This is a genomic window from Pseudomonas fluorescens (assembly GCF_902497875.1).
GTDB lineage: Bacteria > Pseudomonadota > Gammaproteobacteria > Pseudomonadales > Pseudomonadaceae > Aquipseudomonas > Aquipseudomonas fluorescens_BR.
Map to the genome: position 1 here is coordinate 1 of NZ_CABVHY010000003.1, position 23753 is coordinate 23753.

Annotated in this window: 27 protein-coding genes; 22 read left to right on the forward strand and 5 right to left on the reverse strand. The window is 58.9% G+C overall.

Features of this window, described 5'->3' with window-relative positions; all coding sequences use genetic code 11:
- Positions 1-78 precede the first annotated feature (78 nt).
- Together F8N85_RS02990 and F8N85_RS02995 are read right to left on the reverse strand one after the other, a co-directional pair.
- A complete protein-coding gene (locus tag F8N85_RS02990) occupies positions 79-441 on the reverse strand; it encodes a type II toxin-antitoxin system PemK/MazF family toxin (protein ID WP_150802200.1) in 363 nt (120 codons plus the stop codon).
- Positions 441-710 carry an AbrB/MazE/SpoVT family DNA-binding domain-containing protein gene (locus F8N85_RS02995; RefSeq protein WP_150802201.1) on the reverse strand — a complete coding sequence of 90 codons (270 nt, stop codon included), beginning with the start codon at positions 708-710 and terminating at the stop codon, positions 441-443. Before F8N85_RS02995 ends, F8N85_RS02990 begins: the two co-directional genes overlap by 1 nt.
- A 251-nt stretch (positions 711-961) precedes the next feature.
- Here F8N85_RS02995 and trxC point away from each other — a divergent pair, with 251 nt between their 5' ends.
- Complete coding sequence (trxC, locus tag F8N85_RS03000) at positions 962-1396, forward strand: thioredoxin TrxC (protein ID WP_150802202.1); 435 nt, start codon at positions 962-964, stop codon at positions 1394-1396.
- A 202-nt stretch (positions 1397-1598) separates the two neighbouring features.
- Here the strand turns inward: trxC and F8N85_RS03005 are convergent, their stop codons facing one another.
- Positions 1599-2369 (reverse strand): ParA family protein, encoded by a 771-nt coding sequence (locus F8N85_RS03005; protein ID WP_150802203.1) that lies wholly within the window; start codon positions 2367-2369, stop codon positions 1599-1601.
- Positions 2370-2696: 327 nt separating this feature from the next.
- Here F8N85_RS03005 and F8N85_RS03010 point away from each other — a divergent pair, with 327 nt between their 5' ends.
- The 20 genes from F8N85_RS03010 to queC all read left to right on the forward strand — a co-directional run bounded on the left by F8N85_RS03010 (position 2697) and on the right by queC (position 21362).
- Positions 2697-3425, forward strand: coding sequence for a beta-ketoacyl synthase chain length factor (locus F8N85_RS03010; RefSeq protein ID WP_150802204.1), 729 nt, complete (start codon positions 2697-2699; stop codon positions 3423-3425).
- Positions 3401-4222 carry a lysophospholipid acyltransferase family protein gene (locus F8N85_RS03015; RefSeq protein ID WP_150802205.1) on the forward strand — a complete coding sequence of 274 codons (822 nt, stop codon included), beginning with the start codon at positions 3401-3403 and terminating at the stop codon, positions 4220-4222. The genes F8N85_RS03010 and F8N85_RS03015 overlap by 25 nt, the downstream gene beginning before the upstream one ends.
- A complete protein-coding gene (locus F8N85_RS03020; protein ID WP_150802206.1) occupies positions 4191-4466 on the forward strand; it encodes a phosphopantetheine-binding protein in 276 nt (91 codons plus the stop codon). Before F8N85_RS03015 ends, F8N85_RS03020 begins: the two co-directional genes overlap by 32 nt.
- Before the next feature lie 9 nt (positions 4467-4475).
- Positions 4476-4730 carry an acyl carrier protein gene (locus tag F8N85_RS03025; protein ID WP_150642358.1) on the forward strand — a complete coding sequence of 85 codons (255 nt, stop codon included), beginning with the start codon at positions 4476-4478 and terminating at the stop codon, positions 4728-4730.
- Positions 4727-5272: a hypothetical protein gene (locus tag F8N85_RS03030; RefSeq protein WP_150802207.1), complete on the forward strand. Its 546-nt coding sequence runs from the start codon at positions 4727-4729 to the stop codon at positions 5270-5272. Before F8N85_RS03025 ends, F8N85_RS03030 begins: the two co-directional genes overlap by 4 nt.
- A complete protein-coding gene (locus tag F8N85_RS03035; protein WP_150802208.1) occupies positions 5269-6948 on the forward strand; it encodes an AMP-binding protein in 1680 nt (559 codons plus the stop codon). The genes F8N85_RS03030 and F8N85_RS03035 overlap by 4 nt, the downstream gene beginning before the upstream one ends.
- Before the next feature lie 167 nt (positions 6949-7115).
- Positions 7116-7850, forward strand: coding sequence for a glycosyltransferase family 2 protein (locus F8N85_RS03045; protein ID WP_150802209.1), 735 nt, complete (start codon positions 7116-7118; stop codon positions 7848-7850).
- Positions 7847-8791: a glycosyl transferase gene (locus F8N85_RS03050; protein ID WP_150802210.1), complete on the forward strand. Its 945-nt coding sequence runs from the start codon at positions 7847-7849 to the stop codon at positions 8789-8791. The genes F8N85_RS03045 and F8N85_RS03050 overlap by 4 nt, the downstream gene beginning before the upstream one ends.
- Positions 8772-10316: an HAL/PAL/TAL family ammonia-lyase gene (locus F8N85_RS03055; protein WP_150802211.1), complete on the forward strand. Its 1545-nt coding sequence runs from the start codon at positions 8772-8774 to the stop codon at positions 10314-10316. Before F8N85_RS03050 ends, F8N85_RS03055 begins: the two co-directional genes overlap by 20 nt.
- Positions 10309-10734: an acyl-CoA thioesterase gene (locus tag F8N85_RS03060; RefSeq protein WP_150802212.1), complete on the forward strand. Its 426-nt coding sequence runs from the start codon at positions 10309-10311 to the stop codon at positions 10732-10734. The genes F8N85_RS03055 and F8N85_RS03060 overlap by 8 nt, the downstream gene beginning before the upstream one ends.
- Before the next feature lie 110 nt (positions 10735-10844).
- Complete coding sequence (locus F8N85_RS03065) at positions 10845-11480, forward strand: outer membrane lipoprotein carrier protein LolA (RefSeq protein ID WP_150802473.1); 636 nt, start codon at positions 10845-10847, stop codon at positions 11478-11480.
- The gene (locus F8N85_RS03070; RefSeq protein WP_150802213.1) at positions 11464-13803 is read left to right on the forward strand and encodes an MMPL family transporter; all 2340 of its coding nucleotides are present in this window, start codon (positions 11464-11466) and stop codon (positions 13801-13803) included. Before F8N85_RS03065 ends, F8N85_RS03070 begins: the two co-directional genes overlap by 17 nt.
- Positions 13800-14960: a sodium:proton antiporter gene (locus F8N85_RS03075; RefSeq protein WP_150802214.1), complete on the forward strand. Its 1161-nt coding sequence runs from the start codon at positions 13800-13802 to the stop codon at positions 14958-14960. The genes F8N85_RS03070 and F8N85_RS03075 overlap by 4 nt, the downstream gene beginning before the upstream one ends.
- Entirely contained in the window at positions 14947-16194 is a 1248-nt protein-coding gene (locus F8N85_RS03080) for an NAD(P)/FAD-dependent oxidoreductase (protein ID WP_150802215.1), read from the forward strand. Before F8N85_RS03075 ends, F8N85_RS03080 begins: the two co-directional genes overlap by 14 nt.
- Positions 16195-16285: 91 nt before the next feature.
- Entirely contained in the window at positions 16286-16771 is a 486-nt protein-coding gene (locus F8N85_RS03085; protein ID WP_150802216.1) for a DUF3261 domain-containing protein, read from the forward strand.
- The gene (locus F8N85_RS03090) at positions 16768-17964 is read left to right on the forward strand and encodes a beta-ketoacyl-[acyl-carrier-protein] synthase family protein (protein WP_150802217.1); all 1197 of its coding nucleotides are present in this window, start codon (positions 16768-16770) and stop codon (positions 17962-17964) included. Before F8N85_RS03085 ends, F8N85_RS03090 begins: the two co-directional genes overlap by 4 nt.
- The gene (locus F8N85_RS03095) at positions 17961-18425 is read left to right on the forward strand and encodes a hotdog family protein (protein ID WP_150802218.1); all 465 of its coding nucleotides are present in this window, start codon (positions 17961-17963) and stop codon (positions 18423-18425) included. The genes F8N85_RS03090 and F8N85_RS03095 overlap by 4 nt, the downstream gene beginning before the upstream one ends.
- Positions 18418-19146: a 3-oxoacyl-ACP reductase FabG gene (gene fabG, locus F8N85_RS03100; protein WP_150802219.1), complete on the forward strand. Its 729-nt coding sequence runs from the start codon at positions 18418-18420 to the stop codon at positions 19144-19146. Before F8N85_RS03095 ends, fabG begins: the two co-directional genes overlap by 8 nt.
- Positions 19146-20372 (forward strand): beta-ketoacyl-ACP synthase, encoded by a 1227-nt coding sequence (locus F8N85_RS03105; protein WP_150802220.1) that lies wholly within the window; start codon positions 19146-19148, stop codon positions 20370-20372. The genes fabG and F8N85_RS03105 overlap by 1 nt, the downstream gene beginning before the upstream one ends.
- A gap of 291 nt (positions 20373-20663) precedes the next feature.
- The gene (gene queC / locus F8N85_RS03110) at positions 20664-21362 is read left to right on the forward strand and encodes a 7-cyano-7-deazaguanine synthase QueC (protein ID WP_150802221.1); all 699 of its coding nucleotides are present in this window, start codon (positions 20664-20666) and stop codon (positions 21360-21362) included.
- 56 nt (positions 21363-21418) lie between these two features.
- Here queC and F8N85_RS03115 read toward each other — a convergent pair whose 3' ends face one another.
- Positions 21419-22297 carry a queuosine precursor transporter gene (locus F8N85_RS03115; protein WP_150802222.1) on the reverse strand — a complete coding sequence of 293 codons (879 nt, stop codon included), beginning with the start codon at positions 22295-22297 and terminating at the stop codon, positions 21419-21421.
- Positions 22287-22886: a helix-turn-helix transcriptional regulator gene (locus tag F8N85_RS03120; RefSeq protein ID WP_150802223.1), complete on the reverse strand. Its 600-nt coding sequence runs from the start codon at positions 22884-22886 to the stop codon at positions 22287-22289. The genes F8N85_RS03115 and F8N85_RS03120 overlap by 11 nt, the downstream gene beginning before the upstream one ends.
- A gap of 472 nt (positions 22887-23358) precedes the next feature.
- Between F8N85_RS03120 and F8N85_RS03125 the strand changes: the two genes are divergently transcribed.
- Positions 23359-23742: a DUF6124 family protein gene (locus F8N85_RS03125; RefSeq protein ID WP_150802224.1), complete on the forward strand. Its 384-nt coding sequence runs from the start codon at positions 23359-23361 to the stop codon at positions 23740-23742.
- The last annotated feature ends 11 nt before the right edge of the window (positions 23743-23753 follow it).

Consider the following 23753-nt stretch of genomic DNA (forward strand, 5'->3'; position numbering starts at 1 on the left):
ATGCAAGGACATGAGAACCACCAGCTGTTCGAGTGGAGGCAAGCATCTGGAGATCAGCTGTTCGTCGTGATGATACGTTCAGTCCTGGGGGTCAATTGCACTGACAACTCGTGAAATGATGTCCATCATTGTCACGTCGTCGAGACGCTCAATGAACTTGGCGGAGCCCTCTTGGATTCGTTGCTCGATATCGAAGCTGCGCACCTGATTACACACCGCGACGCCATTGGTTTCGTGCCCGGTGACAACCACCGCCAAACCAGAATTGCGGCTAAACGTGCCTCCACTGGTCACCGGGACGGTCATGCTCACACCCAAGGCATTGATCTCTCGTGGTGTTATCACAACAAAACGGTGGCGATTCATCATCTCTCTACCTGCCACCGGATTCGGGTCAATCCAGTAAACATCGCCCCGCTGCGGGGCTTGTCGACGAACCATCAGCCCAACTCCCGACCAACTGGATCGCCTTCACGAGTATCCGCTGTGGCGGCATTCAGTTCGGCAATTGCTTCGGCCCCCTCGAGCAATTCGGCCAGGGTATAGCGCTTGCGCACCGGCTGTACGACGGGGCGAGCGATCAATTCGCCATCGACCACATTGAGCTCCAATTGCGCGCCCACCTCCAGATGCAGGAGTTTCAATAAAGTCGGCGGGATGGTCATCACCGCAGCACCGCCTTGTCGGCGGATTTTGGAAGTCACGGACATGAGAGGACTCCGATCCGAAATAAGGTTGATATCGACGCCTCGATAAGTGCAACAAAAGTAGCACACGGATGGGAGCAAAGCGAATTCCTCACTAGGTCACTTCAAAGTATTTAACGCTATTCCCAGCCTAGACTTGCGGCGTAAGCGACCAGCCTCAAATATGTGAGAGCATGCGACAGCTGCCCACGCCTTGATAATCCCCGCCCGCGACTCCAAATAAGTACCATTACCTTGCCTTCCGGAGCCTGCTCATGTCCGATCCACTGCTGATCCCCTGCCCTCACTGTAACGGCCTCAACCGTATCCCCGCCGAACGCCTGGGCGATCAGCCCAAGTGCGGGCGCTGCAAGGTCGAGGTGTTGCTGAGCAAGCCTTTCGAGCTGAAGCAGGCCGATTACGCCAGCCAGATCAAGGGCGATTTGCCGTTGCTGGTGGATGTCTGGGCGGACTGGTGCGGGCCGTGCAAATCATTTGCACCCGTATTTGAGCAGGCAGCAGCGCAATTGGCAGGCAAGTGTCGGCTGGCCAAGCTGGACAGTGAGGCCAATCAGCAATTGTCGGCGCAGTTGGGCATTCGCTCGATTCCCAGCCTGATACTGTTCAAGAACGGCCGGGAAGTCGCACGCCAGAGCGGTGCCTTCCCGCTACCGCAGTTGTTGAGCTGGTTACGTAGTCAGGGCATCTGACACCGGGCGGCCAAGGTAGATCAGCAGTCTGATGGGCCTTTGTGGCGAGGGAGATTGCTCCCGCCGGCCGGTCCGCGCTCGGGCGCAGCAGTCGTAATTCGGTTGACGCGGCGTATCTGAAATATCTGGGTTGGAGGTTTTGGGGCTGCTTCGCAACCCAGCGGGAGCAAGCTCCCTCGCCACAGGTTTTGCATTCACCCTGTCAGGCTTTTTCCAGCAGGGTGTGCAGGTCGACAAACTGCCGGGTCAGCTTGTGGCGTGGGTCGAGATGAATCAGCGGCATGTTGGCCTGGTGGGATTCACGCATGCGCACCGAGCTGCCCAGGTACACCGGCAGTACCGGCAGACCTTCGTTGATCAGCTCGTCGAGCATCTGCTGCGGCAGACTGGCCCGGGCCTGGAACTGGTTGACCACGATGCCTTCGACTTGCAGGTCTTCGTTGTGGTCCTCCTTGAGCTCTTCGATTTCCGCCAGCAGACCGTAGAGCGCCTGGCGGGAAAAACTGTCGCAGTCGAAGGGAATCAGCACGCGATCGGCGGCGATCAGCGCGGAAACCGCGTAGAAGTTCAAGGCTGGCGGGGTGTCGAGGTAGATCCGGTCGTAATCCTCGGCCAATTCATCCAGCAGTTTGCGCAGTTTGTTGATCTTGTGTTTCGCCTCGAGCTTGGGCTGCAGGTCGGCCAGCTCCGCGGTGGCGGTGACCACATGCAGGTTGTCGAACGGCGTTTCGTAAATATCCACCTGATTTTTCTTCGAGAACGGCCCGGATGACAGGGTCTGCTTGAAGAAATCGGCGATGCCCATCGGGATATCGTTACCGGTAAGCCCGGTGAGGTATTGAGTGGAATTGGCCTGAGCATCGAGATCTACCAGCAGCGTCCGATAGCCTTCATGGGCGCTGACCGCTGCCAGATTGCAGGCAATGCTGGATTTGCCAACCCCCCCTTTTTGATTGAACACCACGCGCCGCATGTCAAAACCTCCGTGCTTCAAAGAATGACCGAGTGTAGTAGTCCACAGCTGAGCTTAGCTAGCACGTAAGGAATGGGACTACACAGTCAGTTGCAATTTATCCACCGACAATGCGAATGCGCCAGCAGAGGCGGTTGCGAAAAACCGGACAATCACCAAACAGCACTTTTTCCTGAAACATCGGTCAATTCTATTGAGCAAAATGTAACCACCGTTTGCTACAAGTCAGCTGTGCCGGGATAATGCGCGCCACTCGGCCATCGCGCCAGGTACGGCTGACCGCCCGTCAAAACGACTCGCCGTATCAAGGAAGCCCGCAGGGGCGGGATGAATTCATTGATCAACTTTAATATCGCCCAATGGCGCGCCTGGGCTCCGGGGCTCGAAAGCGTGGACGATTGGCTGGCCTGGAGTCGACAACCGGTCGTGCTCGACAGCAGCGATGCCGCCCCCGATGTCTCATTTCTACCCGCCATGCAACGTCGACGCCTCAGTCGCCTGGCGCGGATGGCCTTCAGCGTGGGCTGGCCATTGGCCGAAGGCCGTGAGCAGCTACCGTTGGTCTTTATTTCCCGCCATGGCGAAACCCCGCGGACGTTCAACATCCTCTGCGAACTGGCCGTCGATCAACCCTTGTCGCCGACCCAGTTCAGCCTGTCGGTGCATAACGCAGTGATTGGACTGTGGTCGATCATGCGCGGCGAAACCAGCGAAATGACCGCCCTTGCGGCGGCGGGCGACGGGCTCGAACACGGCATGCTAGAGGCCGCCACACTGCTCGACGAAGGGGCACCAGCGGTACTGCTGGTGGTGACCGAAGAGCAGCCGCCCGAGGCCTACGCCACCTGGATCGATGACGTGCCCTTCCCCTACGCCGTTGGCCTGTTATTGACCCGGGGCGATGATTGGCAGCTGACACTGAGCAGCGCCACAGCCGAGCCGGCCAAGGCCGACTGGCCCCATGCCCTGAATCTGTTGCGTATTCTGCTCAGCCAGCAGACCACCTGCCAACATGCCTGGAAGAATCGTGTATGGACCTGGCAACGCAACCCTTGAAGGAAAAACGCCGTGACGCCTATTACTGGCGCCTGCTGGCCACCGCCGCAAGCTTTGCGCTGTTCGGCCTGGGCGGGCTATGCCTGCGCCTGGTGATTTTCCCGCTGCTCAGCTGGCTGCCGGGCGATGCCCAGCAGCATCGGCAACGGGCGCGGCGCACCATCGGACGATTGTTCTGGTTTTTTATCCGTTTCATGGCCCGTGCAGGCGTATTGACCTACGAAGTCGAAGGCGCGGAAAAGCTCGGTCGGCCGGGACAGATGATCATTGCCAATCATCCGTCGCTGATCGATGTAGTGTTCCTGATCGGCCTGGTGCGCGATGCCAACTGCGTGGTCAAACAAAGCCTTTGGAAAAATCCCTTCACTCGCGGTCCGCTGCGTTCCACCCAATACATCAGCAATGATGGCAGTATGGACATGCTGGATACCGCCGCGCAGGCTCTGCAGAGTGGGCAGACGTTGATTATCTTTCCCGAGGGCACCCGCACCCGGCCTGGCCAACCGCCGGCCTTTCATCGGGGCGCTGCGGCAATCGCGCTGCGGGGTGCGAAAATCGTCACCCCGGTGATTATCAACGTCAGCCCGACCACCCTGACCAAAGCCCAACCCTGGTATCGCATCCCGTCACGCCGCGCGCACTTCAGTTTGCGTGTCGGCGCCGATATAGACCCACAGGCCTTTGTCGAGCTTGGCCCGCCTCCCCAGGCCTCGCGCAAGCTCAACGATTACCTGCACCACTACTTTATCAAGGAGCTCGCCGAAGATGAGCGATCTACAACACGACCTGCATCATGAAATCAAACTGTTGATCATCGACGCCCTGGGCCTCGAAGACATCAGCGCACAAGACATCGGCGACGAGCAGATACTTTTCGGTGAAGGCCTGGGCCTGGACTCGGTGGACGCACTCGAACTCGGCCTGGCGATCCAGAAAAAGTACGGCATCAAGATCGATGCCGACGCCAAGGACACCCGCAATCACTTCACCAATGTGGCGAGCCTTGCGGCTTTCGTCACTGCAAAAAAACAGGCAGCTTGAGACCGGACCATGCAAACTCGTGACGACATTTTCAACACCCTGCGCGATGCCCTGGTCGAACTCTTCGAGCTGGAACCCGAACGCGTCACCCTTGAGTCCAACCTGTATCAGGATCTGGAAATCGACAGCATCGACGCGGTTGACCTGATCGACCATATCAAGCGCCAGACCGGCAAAAAAATCGCCGCCGAAGAGTTCAAGGCAGTGCGCACCGTCAGCGATGTGGTTGAGGCGGTCTACCGTCTGGTTCAACCGGCCGCATGAGTCGTTTGATTGGCCTTGGTCTGCTGCTGGCGGGCCTGCTGTACCCCTTTGCGGTGTATTACGGCATGGAGCATTTCGCCCCGTGGCAGTTCGGTCTGCTGCTGGGCGGCCTGTGGCTGGCCCGCGCGCTGACCAGTGCACGGCGCCCGGGCAGCCTGTGGATGGCAATTGCTGCGATTGCTTTTTGCCTGTTGCTGGCGCTGCTCGATAGCCCGCTGTTGTTGCGCTGGTACCCGGTGCTGATCAGCAGTTTCATGCTGGCGCTGTTTGGTTTGAGTTTGAAATACGGGCCGCCGGTGGTTGAGCGTCTGGCGCGCTTGAGCGAACCGGAGCTACCGGACGAGGCGATTCGCTATACCCGCCAGGTAACGATTGCCTGGAGTGTGTTTTTTTTCTGTAACGGTTTGCTCGCCGCCGCCCTGACTCTCTGGGCGCCGCTGAGTTGGTGGGCGTTGTATACCGGGCTGATCTCCTACGGGTTGATGGGTTTGCTGTTCGCCATTGAATGGTTATTGCGACAACGCGTACGAGGTCGCGCATGAATTGGATAAAACTTGAGCATCTGTTGCTCAAGGCTCAGCCCGGGCGCGCCGTCACAGCTGACCCGGCCCTGAATCACGTTGAGCTATGCGCCCAGGCGTCAAGCCTCGCTGCCGGCCTGCAAGCCCAGGGTGTGCAGCGCATCGCCGTGTATCTGGAAGACGCCGCTGACCTGGCAATCGCCCTGCTCGGCGCCTGGCGCGCCGGAGTCAGCGTATTATTGCCCGCCGACCTGCAAGCCCAGACCCGGCAACGCTGGTCGAACGAGGTTGACCTGTGGCTGACCGATCAGGCGGACGACGCCGCGCTCAGCGACCTGTTTCAAGCCCCCTTGCCCGCGGCCGAACTGGATCTGGACCTGAGTCGCCTGAGCCTGTGCACTTCCGGCTCCAGTGGCGAACCCAAGCGCATCGAAAAAAGCCTGCGGCAACTGGCCAACGAAGTCCAAGCCCTGGAGCAGTTGTGGGGCGCGGATCTGGGCGAAGCCTGCATCATCGGCAGTGTCGCCACCCAGCACATTTATGGCTTGCTGTTCCGCGTACTCTGGCCGCTGTGTGCGGGACGCCCGTTCGTGCGCAAACAACTGCCATTCCCGGAAGATTTGCAGCGTGCCAGCCGTGAACACCCGACCTTCGCCTGGGTCGCCAGCCCGGCGTTGCTCAAACGCATGGGCGACAACCTCGACTGGCCTGCACTGAGCGCTGTGCGACGGGTATTTTCTTCCGGCGGCGAGTTGCCGGCGCAGGCCGCGCTGAGCTTGCGTCAACGCTTGCAGCAATGGCCCACGGAAATTCTTGGCAGCTCGGAAACCGGCGGCATCGCCTGGCGTCAGGGCGACAGCCTGTGGCAACCGTTCGCTGATGTACAACTGAGCCAGGACGGTGACGGCGCGCTGCGCGTTGCTTCGCCGTACCTGCCAGCCGATCACGTCGAACAGACTGCCGACGCCGCACGAATCTTCGCCGATGGGCGCTTCGAGCTGCTGGGTCGGCTGGACCGGATCGTCAAACTGGAAGAAAAACGTATCTCACTGCCAATGCTCGAACAGGCACTGGTCAACCACGACTGGGTCGCTGAAGCACGTCTGGGCGTGGTCCAGGAAAACCGTGCGTCCCTGGGTGCCATACTGGTGTTGAGCGAACAAGGCCTGCATGCCCTGCGCAATCAAGGTCGACGCACCCTGACCGAAGAACTGCGCCAACACCTCAGCCAACATTGCGAAACCCTGGCCTTGCCGCGGCGTTGGCGCCTGCTGCAACAAATGCCGTTGAACGCCCAGGGCAAGCTGCCCCAAGCCGAGGTCGAAGCCCTGCTATTGGCCCCGCGCCCGCAAGCGCCGTACGTGCTGGAACAGGTCGAGGCCAACGGTGAGTGGAGTCTGCAACTGGCGGTCCCGCCGGACCTGGCCTGCTTCAGTGGCCACTTCCCGAAAACCCCGGTATTGCCCGGCGTGGTGCAAGTCGATTGGGCGTTGAGCCTGGGTCGACAGTTACTCGACTTGCCCGGCAGGTTCGTTGGAATGGAAGTGTTGAAGTTCCAGCAACTGGTCCGCCCCGGCGATCAGGTTCAGCTGCACCTGCGCTTCGACCCGGAACGCGGCAAACTGTACTTCACCTATCGCAACGACACCGCGACTTGCTCCAGTGGGCGGATAGTGCTGGAGGCGGTGCATGTTTAACCAGTTGCCTCTGTGGCGAGGGAGCTTGCTCCCGCTCGAGCGCGAAGCGGTCGCAATACGGCTAACTGGTTGTGTCAGACAAACCGCAATTGCAGGTTTTGGGGCTGCTTCGCAGCCCAGCGGGAGCAAGCTCCCTCACCACAATAGGGATGCGGAGGTCGCTAACTATGCATAACCCCTGCGCCATCATCCCGGTCTACAACCACGAAACCACCGTCCCGGCCGTGGTCGAGGCAGTGCGCGCCAACGGTCTGCCCTGCATCCTGGTGGACGACGCCAGCAGCCCGTCCTGCGCAGCCGTGCTTGAGCAGCTGGCCCAAGGTGACCACGTCTATCTGGTCAAGCACGGGGTCAACCAAGGCAAAGGTGCGGCGGTGATGGACGGTTTTCGCGAAGCGTCGCGCCTGGGCTTCAGTCATGCCCTGCAAGTAGACGCCGACGGTCAGCACGACCTGAGCGACATCAAGACCTTCATCGAAGCTTCACGCACTCATCCGCAAGCGCTGATCTGCGGACACCCGAAATATGACGCCAGCGTACCGAAAGGCCGCTTATATGCACGTTATCTGACTCACGTTCTGGTCTGGATCAACACGCTCTCACTGCAAATTATTGATTCCATGTGCGGCTTTCGCGTCTATCCCTTACCGCCGACCCTGACACTCATCAACTCGGTGCAGATTGGCAAACGCATGGACTTCGACTCGGACATCATCGTCCGTCTGGCCTGGCGCAATCAGCCGATGCACTGGCTGCACACCAAGGTCCATTACCCGCAGGATGGTATCTCGCACTTTCGAATGTTCCACGACAACGTGCTGATTTCGAGTATGCACACCCGGCTGTTTTTCGGCATGGTGCTGCGCGCGCCGATGATTCTGTGGCGACGGTGGCGGGAATGAGCATCAACACTGACAAAGAACACTGGGCCGAGCACAAGGAGCGCGGCAGTTTCTGGTTGATGAAACTCATGGCATTCGGCGTAAAAATGCTGGGTCGCAGAGTGTTGAGCCCGGTCCTGCACGGTATCGTCCTGTACTTTTACCTGTTCGGTCGTAGCGCGCGGCAAAGCGCCTGGCAATACCAGCAACACCTCGCCGACTGGAGCGGGCGCACGGAGCTGCGCCCCACTCAGCGGCGGGTGTTCGGCCAGTTCATGGCCTTTGCCGACTCCATGCTCGACAAGCTCGACGTCTGGAACGGCAAGCTGGGCATCGAGCAAATCGAAATCGTCGACCCGGCGCTGCTGCGCCAACGGTTGCGCGGCGAGCGCGGACAAATGCTGGTGGGCGCGCACCTGGGCAACCTCGAGGTCTGTCGTGCACTGGCCGAGCTGGGCGAAAAAGTCACGATGAACGTGCTGGTGCACACCAAGCATGCGGAACGCTTCAACCGCCTGCTCGGCGAAGCCGGGGCGACCCACCTGCGGCTGATTCAGGTCAGCGAACTGAACCCGGTGATCATGCTGCAACTCAACCAGCGGCTGGATCGCGGCGAGTGGCTGGCAATTGCCGGCGATCGTGTACCGCTGCATGGCGGACGCACTGTGCAAGTCGACTTTCTCGGGCATCCGGCCGCCTTCGCGCAAGGCCCCTGGCTGCTGGCCGGGTTGCTGAAGTGCCCGGTCAATCTGTTGTTTTGTCTGAAGCACGATGGGCGCTACCGGGTAACGCTCGAGCCTTTTGCCGATGCCGTACTCTGGAAGCGCAGCGACCGCGAGCAGATTATCGCCCAGTGGACTGCACGTTATGCCGAACGTCTGGGGCAGTACTGCCTCGAAGCGCCCCTACAATGGTTCAATTTTTACCCTTACTGGAAGACCGATGACGACGCATCCGCTTGAGCCGGTAATCTTCGGCGAACGCCCATTGAGCATTGAAGACGTGCTGGCCCTGGCCAACCGTCAGGTGCCGACGCAGCTGCAAGGTGACCCCGAGTTCCGCCAGCGCATCGCCAAGGGCGCGCAGTTTCTCGATTCCTTGCTGGACAAGGAAGGCGTGATCTACGGCGTCACTACCGGCTATGGCGATTCCTGCGTGATCGCCGTACCGTTGCACCACGTCGAGGCCCTGCCTCGTCATCTGTACACCTTTCACGGCTGCGGGCTGGGCAAAATGCTCGATGCCCAGGCCACTCGTGCAGTGCTGGCGGCGCGCCTGCAGTCGCTTTGCCAGGGCGTGTCCGGAGTTCGCGTGGAGCTGCTGGAACGCCTGCAAGCCTTCATCGACCTGGACATTCTGCCGCTGATTCCCGAAGAGGGTTCGGTGGGTGCCAGCGGCGATCTGACACCGCTGTCTTACGTCGCCGCGACCCTGTCCGGCGAGCGTGAAGTGATGTTCCGCGGTGAACGTCGGCAAGCCGCCGATGTGCACCAGGAACTCGGCTGGACCCCGCTGGTGCTACGCCCCAAAGAAGCCCTGGCGCTAATGAACGGCACAGCCGTCATGACCGGCATTGCCTGCCTGGCCTTCGCCCGCGCCGATTACCTGCTGCAACTGGCCACGCGCATCACTGCACTGAACGTGGTCGCGCTGCAAGGCAATCCGGAGCACTTCGACGAGCGCCTGTTCGCCACCAAGCCGCACCCGGGGCAAATGCAGGTCGCCGCGTGGTTGCGCAAGGACCTGGCGATCGACGCGCCGACCGCACCCCTGCATCGCCTGCAAGACCGCTACTCGCTGCGCTGCGCCCCCCACGTGCTCGGCGTGCTGGCCGACAGCCTGAACTGGCTGCGCTCGTTCATTGAAATCGAGCTCAACAGCGCCAACGACAACCCGATCATCGACGCCGAAGCCGAACGCGTCCTGCACGGCGGGCACTTCTACGGCGGGCATATCGCCTTCGCCATGGACAGTCTGAAAACCCTGGTGGCCAATGTCGCCGATCTGCTCGATCGGCAGCTCGCGCTGCTGGTGGACGTGCGCTACAACCACGGCCTGCCGAGCAACCTGTCCGGCGCCAGCGCCGAGCGGGCGATGCTCAACCACGGTTTTAAAGCGGTGCAGATCGGCGCCAGCGCCTGGACCGCCGAAGCACTGAAAAACACCATGCCGGCCAGCGTCTTCTCACGCTCCACCGAATGCCACAACCAGGACAAGGTCAGCATGGGCACCATCGCCGCCCGGGATGCGATCCGCGTACTGGAACTGACCGAACAGGTCGCCGCCGCCACCTTGCTGGCGGCCAATCAAGGCGTCTGGCTGCGTAGCCAGGCTGAAGACGCGCGGCCATTGCCACAGGCTCTGGCCGAGATGCACATCGAACTGGCCAAGGACTTCGCGCCGGTTATCGAAGACCGCGCGCTGGAAGCCGAACTGCGCCTGTGCCTGCAACGTATCGCCGAGCAACACTGGAGGCTGCATGCGTAGCAAGGGAGTGATTCACGCCGATACGGAAATCCTCGTACCGTTTTTTGACATCGACACGATGGATGTGGTGTGGCACGGCCATTACGTCAAATACCTGGAAGTCGCTCGCTGCGCCTTGCTGGACAAGATCGGCCACAACTACACGCGCATGAAAGAATCCGGTTACGCCTGGCCGGTGATCGACTTGCAATTGCGTTACGTACGCGGTGCCACCTTCGGCCAGAAGCTCAATGTGCGCGCAAGCCTGGTGGAATGGGAGAACCGCTTGAAGATCAGCTACCTGATCAGCGATCTGGAGAGCGCCGAACGCTTGACCCGCGCCTGCTCCGTGCAGGTCGCGGTGGATCTTGCCAGCCGCGAAATGCTGCTGGCTTCGCCCCAGGTGTTTATCGACGCCGTCGAGAAGGTGCTGCCATGATTTTTTTCTGGCACACCCCCCCTCGTAGCAGCTGCCGCCAGGCTGCGTCCGGCCGCGAAGCGCTCGTAAAACCAGAGCCCGCGGTCTCTCAGGAACATACGATGCGCCGAATGGCGACCGCTTCGCGGCCGAACGCAGGCTTCGCCAGCTGCTACGGAAAAGTTCTGAGCTTGATCCTGCTAGTGGGCTTTTCATCGCTCGCCAATGCCTTCGACCTGCAACAACTCAGCGATCAACTCGCCAAGCCAGAAGTCATCCATGGCAGTTTTATCCAGGAAAAACACCTGCGCGCCCTGCCCCAACCGCTGACCAGCAAAGGTACTTTCGTCCTGGCGAAAAACCACGGGCTGCTCTGGCTGCTGAAAACCCCGCTGCCACAGGACTACCGCATCAGCACCAAGGGCATTGCCCGGCGTGAGGGTGATGGCTGGCAAATGCTCCCGAACAAGAGCGCCGGCGCCGAGCAGAACCGTTTGTTCCTCGCCGTTCTGCAAGGTGACAGCAGCGGTCTGCAACGGGACTTCGATCTGCACCTGCAAGGCGACGCCCAACAATGGAAGCTGACCCTGACGCCGCGCTCCGTGTTGCTCAAGCAAGTCTTTACCCAGATCAACATCGATGGCGGTGAGCTGGTGCAACGCATCGAGCTGTTGGAAACCCAGGGCGACAGCACCTTGTTGCGCATGCAAGACACCAACAGCAGCCAACCGTTGAGCGATGCGGAGCAACATGACTTTGCCGAGTGAACGCTGGTTGCCTCGCCTGTTCCTGATCCTGCTGGTGGCCGTATTGGCGCTGGCCGGCTGGCAGTGGCGTGGTGCTGCGCCGCTGTCCGCCAACCTGATGGAACTGGTACCGGGCAGCGCGCCGGACGCGCTGGAACTACGTGCCGAACAACGCATACAAGAGCCGCTGAACAGCGAAGTACTGGTATTGGTCGGCCATGCCGATCGCCAGCAAGCCATCGCCATGGCTGAGCAACTTGGGGATCAATGGAAAGCCAGCGCCTTGTTCGAGAAGGTCCAGTGGAACCTGCAAGCGGACTTGCCGGCGCTGCGCACCCAGCTGCTGCAAGGGCGGCTGGCAATGCTCGCAGAAGCGGATCGCCAGCAACTGATCGAGCAGCCTCAGGCGTTTATCCAGCAGCGCGTGCAAGCGCTCTTCGACCCCTTCAGCGGGTTCAGCCTGGTGCCCAGCCAGGACGATTGGCTCGGCCTGACCGGACGCATCCAGAATAGCCAGCCGCAGCGCGGCTCGGTGCAGCTGGACATCGGCAGCGGCGCGTTGGTCGCCGATGCCGACGGCAAGAGCTGGGTGCTGTTGCGGGCCCGGACTCAGGGCAACGCCTTCGACCTGCACCTGCCGCTGCGAGTGGCCGAACTGCTGAAACAGAGTCGCGAACACGCGGCCCAGGCCGACGTGCAATTGCTCGCTGCCAGTGGCCTGCTGTATGCCGCCAACGGTCAGCAACAGGCCAGCCGCGAGATCACCTGGGTCGGTGGTGGTGCCACCGTCGGCATTCTGTTGCTGCTGCTGTTGGCCTTCCGCCGCTTTCGGGTGTTGCTGGCCTTTGTTCCGGTACTGGTGGGCATGCTGTTTGGCGCTGTGGCTTGCGTGGCGCTGTTCGGCCATATGCACGTAATGACGCTGGTATTGGGTTCGAGCCTGATCGGCGTAGCGGTCGACTACCCACTGCATTACCTGTCCAAGAGCTGGAGCCTGAAGCCCTGGCACAGCTGGCCGGCGCTGCGCCTGACGTTGCCCGGGCTGACCTTGAGCCTGGCCACCAGTTGCATCGGCTACCTGGCACTGGCCTGGACGCCGTTCCCGGCGCTGACCCAGATTGCTGTGTTTTCCGCCGCCGGTTTGCTGGGTGCCTACCTGGCTGCCGTGTGCCTGCTGCCGGCAATGCTCAAGGGCATCGATCTGCGCCCGGCGCAGTGGCCGCTGCACGTCGCTCAGTTCCTGCTGGATGTGCGCGAAGCACTGCTGCGCCGGGTTCGTAGCCCGGTTCTGCTGGCGTTGCTGGTGGTGTTCTGCGCGGGCGGGCTGTGGCAACTCACCACCCGAAACGACATCCGCCAATGGATCAGCGCACCGCCACAGCTGATGAACGAAGCCCAGACGATTGCGCGGATCACCGGCTATCAGCCCACCAGCCAGTTCTTCCTGGTGCGCGCTGCCGATCAGCAGCAACTGCTTGAGCGATCGACCGCCCTGAGCGAGCGTCTGGATCAATTGGTTAACCTGGATAAGCTCCAGGGCTACCTGGCACTGAATCAACTGATCAGCCCGCCCAGCGAACAACAACGGGTTCGCGAAACGCTAACCAAACTACCCCAATACTGGCAGCCGCTGCTTGACCTCGGTGTGCCGGCCAGCGCGCTGCAAGCCGAGCTGGCGCAGTTGCAGACGCTACCCCTTCAGGACATCGACGCGGCCTTGAGCGGACCGCTCGCCGAGCCGTGGCGCCCGCTCTGGCTGGGCTCCACCAGCGATGGCGTGGCCGGGATGGTCAGCCTGCAAGGTTTGAACAACCCGGCATTGCTGCGGGTTCAGGCGCTGGATTTACCTGGCGTGCAGTTGGTTGATCGGCTGGGGGATCTGAACAATATCTTCGCCGCGACCCAGGTCAGCGCCGCTGAACTGAAACTGCTGTCCTGCGTGCTGATTGTGTTGCTGCTGATCCTGCCGTTTGGCTTCGGCGGCGCGCTGCGAATCGTCGCCCTGCCGTTGCTGGCGGCGCTGTGCAGCCTGGCCAGCCTGGGTTGGCTGGGGCAGCCGCTGACGCTGTTCAGCCTGTTCGGGCTGCTGCTGGTGACGGCTATCAGCGTCGACTACGCGATCCTCATGCGCGAGCAAATCGGTGGCGCGGCGGTGAGTCTGCTGGGCACCCTGCTGGCGGCGGTCACCACCTGGCTGTCGTTTGGCCTGTTGGCGATTTCCAGTACTCCGGCGGTGAGCAATTTCGGTTTGTCGGTGAGCCTGGGGCTGGCCTACAGCTTTATCCTCGCACCATGGGCCAGGCCTCAGGCCCAACCCATGCCGGCAATGGAGTCGAGGGTATGATGATCGCTCTGTTCTGGCTGCTGGCCCTGATGCTGTTCGCGGTGGCGACCTGGGTCGGACGTCGTTTCGGTTTGATCCCGATTGTCAGCCAATTAGTGCTGGCGACCTTTGGCCTGCCGCTGTTGATGCTGTTGTGGATCGAACCGCACTGGCAGCTGAGCGGCGCCGAACTGGTGTCGCCGGGCTGGCTGAAAAACCTCTACAGCCTGGGTTTTGCGCTGTTACTGGGGCACATCCTGAGTGACGTGATCGAGCTGCGGCTGGATCGCCAGAGCCTGAAAATCGCCCTGCCCAGCTTCTGCATTCCGTTCACCTGCGGGCTGGCCACTGCCTTCTGGCTGTTGCCAAGCCAGCCGTGGCTGAGCTCGCTGGCGGTGGGGCTGCTGTTCGCGATCACCGCGATCCCGGTGCTCTACCTGTACCTGCTACACATCGGCTATCCGCCGTCGGCCACCCGCCGGCTAGTGCAGACCGCGATCCTCATTGACCTGGCCTGCTGGAGCCTGTTCGCCATCGCCCAGGGCAGCCTGCACCTGAGCAGCCTGCTGCTGCCACTGGCCGGCGCGTGCCTGCCATTACTGCTACGGGTACTGGGTCTGCGTCAGCCGGTGCTCCACAGCCTGGGCTTTTTCGGACTGTTGGTGGTCGCCGAACACTACAAGCTCAATGCACTGATTCTGGGTATCGGTTATGTGCTGTGCATGGCCGCCCTCAAGCTGCCACTGGTACTGCCGTTGAAAGCGACCTGGATGAACCTGTTGCAGACCTATATCGCGATCCCGCTGATCCTGACCTTCGGCATCGTGCAGATCGATGTGCACAGCGCCATGGACAGCCTCAGCGGGTTCCAGCTCGGCGCGCTGCTGATCCTGCCGATCCTCAGTAAACTGCTGGGCAACTGGCTCGGCCTCGGCTGGGCCGGCGCGTCCTTTGTCGGCGCCAGCCGCTGGCGGGAAAGCCTGCTGCTGAACATTCGTGGCTTGAGCGAAATCGTCTTTCTCAATCTGCTGCTGCAACAACAGCTGATCAGCCCGGCGCTGTACTTTGCGCTGATGCTGATGGGCTTGATCGCAACCTTGTTGCCGGCCGTGGCCGGTATCCACCGTACCCCCTCCCAGATCGCCGTCCCGGCAAGGAGCCCCAGTGCCCACAATTGAAATGGAACGTCGCCAGGTTGTGATCATCGGCGCGGGCCCATCCGGCGCCATCGCCGCCGCGCTGCTCAAGCGTAAAGGTCACGATGTGCTGATCATCGAACGCCAGCATTTCCCACGCTTCTCCATCGGCGAAAGCCTGCTGTCTCACTGCCTGGATTTCGTCGAAGAAGCCGGCATGCTCGACGCCGTCAACGCCGCCGGCTTCCAGTTGAAAAACGGTGCGGCCTTCGCCTGGGGCGAGCGTTACAGCGCCTTCGATTTCGGTGAAACCTTCAGCAACGGCAAGCCGACCACCTTCCAGGTACTGCGTGCCGACTTCGACAAACTGCTGGCCGATCAGGCCGAGTTGCAGGGTGTGGATATCCGCTATGGCGAAGAGATCATCAGCGTCGACTTCGAGCTGCCGAAACCGCAGTTGAGCGCCCGTCGCGAAGACGGCAGCGAGTACCGCATCGAAGCCGACTTCGTGCTCGACGCCAGTGGTTACGGCCGCGTATTGCCACGCTTGCTGGACCTTGAAGCACCGTCGAACTTCCCGGTGCGCCAAGCGGTGTTCACCCATGTTGAAGACCATATCGACAGCCCGCGTTTCGAGCGGGAGAAAATCCTCATTACCACTCACCCGATCCATCGCGATATCTGGTTCTGGACCATACCGTTCAGCAACGGTCGCTGCTCGGTGGGTGTGGTCGCCGCAAAAGAACACTTTGAAGGTCGCGCGGGCGATCTGGATGAGTGCCTGCGCGGCTTTATCGCTGAAACCCCGAGCCTTTCAGGCGTGCTGCAGAACGCTGTATGGGACACCCCGGCGCGAGCCATCGGCGGTTACTCGGCCAATGTCAAAACCCTGCACGGGCCGGGCTTCGCCTTGCTCGGCAATGCCGCGGAGTTCCTCGACCCGGTGTTTTCCTCCGGCGTGACCATCGCCATGCGCTCGGCAAGCATGGCCGCCGGCGTGCTGCATCGCCAACTGCAAGGTGAAAGCGTCGACTGGCAGAGCGAGTTCGCCGCCCCCTTGAAGCGTGGGGTGGATACCTTCCGCTGCTACGTCGAAGGCTGGTATGCCGGGACGTTCCAGGATGTGATTTACCATTCAGGCGGTGCGCCGGAGATTCGCGGCATGATCAGTGCGATCCTCGCCGGTTACGCCTGGGATGAGCGCAATCCTTTTGTCAGCGAATCCAAGCGTCGCCTGCGGATGCTCTCGGAAATCTGCGCGAGCGAGGCGCCATGATGGCAAGTCCTGGCCACTGTCCGAGCGACAGCCATTTCGAAGAAACCCGGGGCAATGTGCTCGCGCGCAATCCTTTTGAAGGTAAAATCTGATGATCCGCGCGCTGCTCTTGAGCTGTGTTCTGCTGCTGGGCGCCTGCGCCAGCCAGGCACCGCTGCCTGAGAGAAACCCGAGCCTGGCGCTGCCGCTGCAATTGCACATCGAACGACGGCAGGCTGGGCAACGTCAGGACTGGCTGCTGGTGATCCAGCGTGAAGGGCAAAGCATTCGCTGGTCGCTGATGGACCCGTTGGGGATCCCGCTGGCCCGTCAGCGTCTGGTCGAGGGTCAGTGGCGGGCCGACGGTTTGCTGCCGCCCAACCCGGAAGCTCGCGAGCTGTTTGCCGCGCTGTTGTTTGCCCTGACGCCTGAGGGCGAACTGCTCGGCAACTATCCAATGGCGCAGCAACAGGGCTCGCAGCGCTCCCTCGGCCCACGCTGGCAGATTCGTTATCAACAACCGCGGATCTTTGAGCTGAACCTGCCTCAAGGCTTGCGCTATCACATCACTCCTTTGACCGCCGAGACCGCGTCATGACGGCTTATTTGAATGCCCTCGGGCTGATCTGTGGTTTAGGCCGCGGCCAGCAGGAAATTGCGCGCAAGCTGTTTGCCGGAGACTGCTCGGGCATGCGCCTGGAGAGCGGCTGGGTGTCTGATCGCGCATTACCCGTGGCCGCCGTAAAAGGCGACCTCGCAGCGATTCCCGCCGAGCTCGCCGCGCAACGCAGTCGCAATAACCAGCTATTGCTGGAAGCTGCACTGCAGATTCGCGATGACATCGATCAGGCGATTCAGCGCTATGGCCACGGCCGTATCGGTATCGTCCTCGGCACCAGCACCTCGGGCATCGATGAGGCCAGCCAAGGGATCGCCAGTTACCTGCGCGACGGCCAGTTCCCTGCCGGTTACGACTATCAGCAACAGGAACTCGGCGCCCCGGCGAACTTTCTCGCCGACTGGTTGCAACTGAGCGGCCCGGCCTATGTCATTTCCACCGCCTGCACCTCCAGCGCCCGGGCCCTGATGAGTGCGCAAAGGCTGCTGGACCTGGGTCTGTGTGACGCGGTGCTGTGCGGCGGTGTCGACACCCTGTGCAAGCTGACCCTCAATGGTTTCTCGGCACTGGAAGCGGTTTCGGAGCAACGCTGCAACCCGTTTTCGGTCAATCGCAACGGCATCAATATCGGCGAAGCGGCGGTGCTGTTCCTGATGAGCAAAAGCGCCAACGGCAAGCAGCCGATAGCCCTGCTCGGCGGCGGCGCCAGTTCCGATGCCCACCATATTTCCGCGCCCGAGCCGAGTGGCCGCGGCGCGCTGCAAGCCATGAACAAGGCGTTGAGTCGCGCGCACTTGCAGCCAGCACAGATCGGCTACCTGAACCTGCACGGCACCGCGACGCAGCATAACGACGCCATGGAAAGCCTGGCGGTCGCGACGCTGTTCCCCGCCGGCGTGCCCTGCTCGTCGACCAAGCCCATGACCGGCCACACACTCGGTGCCGCCGGGGCGCTGGAGGCGGCGTTTTGCTGGCTGAGCCTGGCTACCGACAACCGCGAACATGCGTTGCCACCGCACCTATGGGATGGCCAGGCCGATCCTCAGTTGCCCGAGTTAAAATGGGTTACTTCAGCTGATCGCCTCGACCAAAGCGCACCGCGCTGCCTGATGAGCAACTCCTTTGCCTTCGGTGGCAACAACGTCAGCCTGATTATCGGAGACGCCCCATGATTGATTGGCCGCTCGCCGAACTGATTCCCCACGCTGGCGACATGATCCTCATCGACCAGGTGCTGTCGTTCGATGAGGAACAGATCCACACTCGCCTCACGGTCAAGCCCGGCGGCGTGTTCAGCCGAGCCGACGGCAGCCTGCCGGCCTGGATCGGCGTCGAGTTGATGGCCCAGTGCGTCGCCGCCTATGCCGGTTGTCGCGCGCGATTACTGGGCAATCCGGTGGAGTTGGGATTTCTGCTCGGTACGCGTAAATTTGAATGCAATGTGGAATATTTCCCTGCGGGCACCGAACTGACCCTGCATGCCCTGCGCTCACTGGAAGACGCCAGTGGCATGGGCATCTTCGAATGCCACATCTACGGGCCCGGCATCCATGCCACAGCGCGCCTGAACGTGTTCTGCCCGCCGCAGCCGACTCACTACCTTCACGAATCCCAGGAGTCCAGTCATGACTGAATCCGTACTGGTCACCGGCTCCAGCCGTGGCATCGGCCGCGCCATTGCATTGCGCCTGGCTCAGGCAGGTTTCGACCTGGTACTGCACTGCCGCAGTGGTCGTAGCGACGCCGAAGCCGTTCAAGCCGAAGTCCAGGCCCTGGGCCGTAGCGCGCGCATCCTGCAGTTCGACGTGTCGGAGCGGGCCAGCTGCAAGGCGATTCTCGAAGCCGACGTCGACACCCATGGCGCCTATTACGGCGTGGTCCTTAACGCCGGCCTGACCCGCGACGGCGCCTTCCCGGCACTCAGCGAGGACGACTGGGACGTGGTGATGCGCACCAACCTGGACGGTTTCTACAACGTACTGCACCCGGTGATGATGCCGATGATCCGGCGGCGCGCCTCCGGGCGAATTGTCTGCATCACTTCGGTCTCGGGGCTGATCGGCAATCGCGGGCAGGTCAACTACAGCGCCTCCAAGGCCGGTCTGATCGGCGCTGCCAAAGCGCTGGCCATCGAGCTGGGCAAACGCAAGATCACCGTCAACTGTGTCGCTCCGGGCTTGATCGACACGGCGATGCTCGACGAAAACGTACCGGTCGAAGAGCTGCTGAAAATGATCCCCGCACAACGCATGGGCACCCCGGAAGAAGTCGCCAGCGCGGTGAATTTCCTGATGTCTGCCGAAGCGTCCTATATCACCCGGCAGGTTCTGGCCGTCAATGGAGGCCTGTGTTGATGAAACGCGTTGTCGTCACCGGCATGGCCGGCATCACTTCACTGGGCAGCGACTGGGAAACCATCGCCGCCAACTTCCGCGCCAACCGCAGCGGCATCCGGCGCATGGATGAGTGGGATCGCTTCACTGAATTGAACACCCGGCTGGCCGGGCCGATCGATGACTTCAAGGTGCCCGCCCACTGGACCCGCAAGCAACTGCGCAGCATGGGCCGGGTTTCACGGCTGGCGGTCGCCGCGGCGGAACGAGCCCTGGCCGATGCCGGACTGCTGGGCGATGAATCGATCAAGGATGGGCGCATGGGTGTGTCCTGTGGCTCATCCACCGGCAGCACCGACGAAATCAAAGCCTTCGGCCAGATGCTGCTGAACTCGGTTGCCGAAGGGCTCAATGCCAACTCCTATGTGCGCATGATGCCGCACACCACAGCGGCGAATATCAGCATCTTCTTCGGCCTCACGGGGCGGCTGATCCCGACGTCCAGCGCCTGCACCAGTGGCAGCCAGGGCATCGGCTATGCCTATGAGGCAATCAAGTTCGGCCGCCTGCCGCTAATGCTCGCTGGCGGTGCCGAAGAACTGTGCCCGACCGAAGCCATGGTCTTCGACGCGCTCTACGCCACCAGCCTGAAAAACGATGCACCACAAACCAGCCCGCGTCCTTTCGACATCGGCCGCGATGGCCTGGTGATCGGTGAAGGCGGCGGCATACTGGTGCTCGAAGAGCTGGAACACGCACTCGCTCGCGGTGCGCATATTCATGCCGAAATCGTTGGTTTCGGCAGCAACGCCGATGGCCAGCACGCCACCCGTCCGGAGCAAAGCACCATGCGCCGGGCCATGGAGCTGGCGCTGGAAGATGCCGGGATCGGGCCGTCGGATATCGGCTACGTCAACGGTCACGGCACCGCCACCGAGCAGGGCGACATCGCCGAATCCCTGGCCACCAGCAGCCTGTTTGGCAGCCGCATGCCGATCAGTTCGCAGAAGAGTTTCCTCGGCCATACCCTCGGCGCCTGTGGTGCGCTGGAGTCGTGGTTCAGCATCGAAATGATGAACCGGGACGTGTATGCGCACACCTTGAATCTCGATGAAGTCGACCCCCGTTGCGGCGCACTGGACTACCTGCGTGGCGAATTCCGGCAGATGAGCAACCAGTATGTGATGAACAACAACTTTGCCTTTGGCGGGGTCAACACTTCGCTGGTCTTTCGGCGCTGGTCGTAAACGAGCAGCCAGGATGGCGCAGTGAACATCAAGACCCCAAGATCGCGTCCTGCGGCAGCCCCTACAGAGATCGGTGTAGGAGCTGCCGCAGGCTGCGATCTTTCAAAGGCTGATCACATTCTTCAACGGTTATGGAGCTGCTCGCTAGACCCTTATCCCCAGCAACAAAATGAAACGCAGGGAAAACGGAGCATGTGATTTCGGAAACGTCCCACAGCCAAAGCTTAAGCTTCCCTGTAGGGTCAATGCCCCCTCCAACGACATGTTGGGACACTCCAAGGATGAGAAAACATGAATGACAAAGCGGTCATCGTTTTTAGTGGCGGACAAGACTCAACAACCTGCTTAATCCATGCATTGCCGGTATATGATGAAATACACTGCATTACGTTTGATTATGGTCAGCGCCATCGCGCGGAAATTGAAGTAGCGCAACAGCTCTCAAAAAAGCTTGGCGTGACAGTTCATAAAGTATTAGACACGTCACTACTCAATGAGCTGGCCATCAGCAGCTTAACCCGGGATAACATTCCAGTCCCAACTACAAACAGTTCTGGGGACGGCCTGCCAAACACTTTCGTACCAGGCAGAAATATTCTGTTTTTAACCTTAGCCTCTATTTATGCATATCAAGTTGGCGCTAAAACTGTAATCACAGGTGTTTGTGAAACAGATTTCTCTGGTTATCCGGATTGTCGGGATGAGTTTGTCAAGGCTATGAATAAAGCAATTGAGTTGGGAATGGACTATAAATTGCACATTGAGACGCCGCTTATGTGGCTGAACAAAGCAGAGACCTGGGCCTTGGCCGATCACCACAAACAGCTAGACTTGATTCGCTACCATACACTTTCCTGCTACAACGGACTAAAGGGAGGTGGGTGCGCCAACTGTGATGCTTGTAATCTTCGCGCAAAAGGACTGGATGAGTTCCTGGAGAACAAAGCAGAGATCATGAACAGTCTAAAAGACAAACTAGAATTGAAATAGCTAAAATATCACGGAGGGAATGAATTATTAACAGTCAATTCATCCCCCCCTGTTTTTTATGCAACCTTGGTTCCAGCTATATACCTTTTAAATAATGACCTGGCTCCGTAGGCGGGCAAAACATTAAAAACAGCGAAACATATTTTTATAGCTATCTGAACATAAACCATATTGAGTATATCACTGTTTTGCATAGCGCCATAAAACGCAATAAAGCAAAAAAGAAAGCTGTCTATTATCACCGCAAAAAAAGTACTGAAAAACACTCGCAAAAATAGAAATCTGGAACTTGTGAGCTCTTTTATTTTACATAGCAAGTACGAATTAATGTATTCAGAAAAAAGAAAAGAAACTGAGGATGCTACTAACACAGACGACACATGAGTAATGACTTCGCCATACGGCACATCAAGCTTCCAGCCAGGCAACCCAGGGAAATAAGTGACTGCACTCAGCAACATAACAATAAAAGCATTACTTGCAAAAGCGAGTAATAGGGCTCTCCTTGCGAGTCTAAGCCCATACGCCTCGTTCAACAAATCAACTATTAAAAACGTCAGCGGATAAAGAAAAACGGCCGGTGGAACAACAACATCAAACCTTTCTAAATAAATCAGTTTTGTCGCAGCAATGTTTGTAAATATGTAAAGTGTAAGCAGCAGTAAATTTAGAACGACATAAATCATCCACGAGCGCTCATGACGATCATTTATTTCGTAGGTAGTTAACGCAGCCCCGCCAGAATAATACTTCCTGTATATATTTTTTATTTCCATCTTACTTAAATTATCTATTATTTCACTTTTCAACAGCTCGCCTAGATTTACTTTAATAATTTTCCCTGTAGATATGACCATAATTACAGCAAGGCTTTTGTTATTTTCAAACCCTAACAGTTTGTACTTACTATTTTCGACCTCATTATCACTGACCATTAAACCTCTCCTCTATCACATCTCCAACAACACAAATAACATCAGAATCAAAACAAGATTCATTGGTAACAGATAACTTCCTTGTTGTTTTGTCGTACACCAGTTTTTCTCTATTGCTATTCCACAAACCCTTCTTCACTATCAGGAGGTCTCCTGACTCATTCACCCCACTAATTCTGCTTTCCAGAAGCACACCTATTAAATTGCAGGCAGTGCCGAAGTAATATGTTAGTGGGTGAGTTGTGGCTAACTCACCAATTCTTTTATCCATGCTTTGAATCAACAAACTCTCTTTAATTATAGGAACCGCGGCTGGATTCATGTTTCCTTGCAAGGAAACACTGCTCTCTATTATTTCTTTTTCTTCAAAATCGATAGTCTCAATTTCTTTATAAGACACACCAAAAAAATCAGATATTTTACGAATGGTGGATTGTTGTACGTTGACGACCCTTCCTTCCAGAATGTTATAGATAGTCGTCCTGGTCAACCCACTGGAACTGCACAAGGACAGCTGCGTTTCTCCGCGACTTTTTATTAGGTACTTAATGTTATTTTTCAACTTTTCTGTTTTTTCTTTCTTATACATTAAATATCTACCATTTATTTATAGTTAAAACAAACCGTACACCCCAGCTTATTTACCACGGAGGCGATTCTTTGTGAGATCAGCATCCTATACACCTAGACCCTGTACAAAAAACAATATTGTAAACACACCGAGCAACCGTCAAACAATGTTTCGCCGCCTTTTTTTTGTTGGCGGCGCCTCATTCGGCGGATGCTGCCTACTCAACTTAAAGAATTTTCTTACAGTAACTAGGAAGTACCGATTACTTTATGAACGACCCAACCTTGGCAGTTAGAAAATGTATTACTTGAATAGCCACGCGACCAGCCACACGGGAATCATTTAATTACACAGATGTTCATTTACTTGATTAATAAAATGGAATTTTCTGGTAATACATCTACCGGTCCGCCAACTCACGTATAGCCTCAACCAATCCTGGTTGACCACATGAGACTGGCACCGTCTTAACCTTGCAAGGAGCTCCGGCATGAAAAAGACCACCCCAAACGCCCCAGAATCGCCAGACTATCCACCCGTCGACACCGTCGATCTATCACAGCTCTCCGAAATCACCGAACGCCATGTCAGCGCCCGCCTGCGCAATCCAGGCCGTCCCGCCCCTGTCAGCCACGTCTTCACCATCATCCCGAATGTCGACACCGAATCCCTGCTCTGTCACGCCTGTGAAACCCTTGCTTCGCTGAATGCCATGACCACCGATCTCGCCTACGAACTGGAAGGCCCGCGCCGCAATGTAGCGTTGGCCATTCAGCAACTGGCCGTGCTGGGCGAGTTACTGGTAAATCGAGCGCTAGACAACCTGGACCTCCCCGAAGGGTTGCCTGAGGCTCCGTCAACCAGCCAACGCTGAGTAGTGCGTTC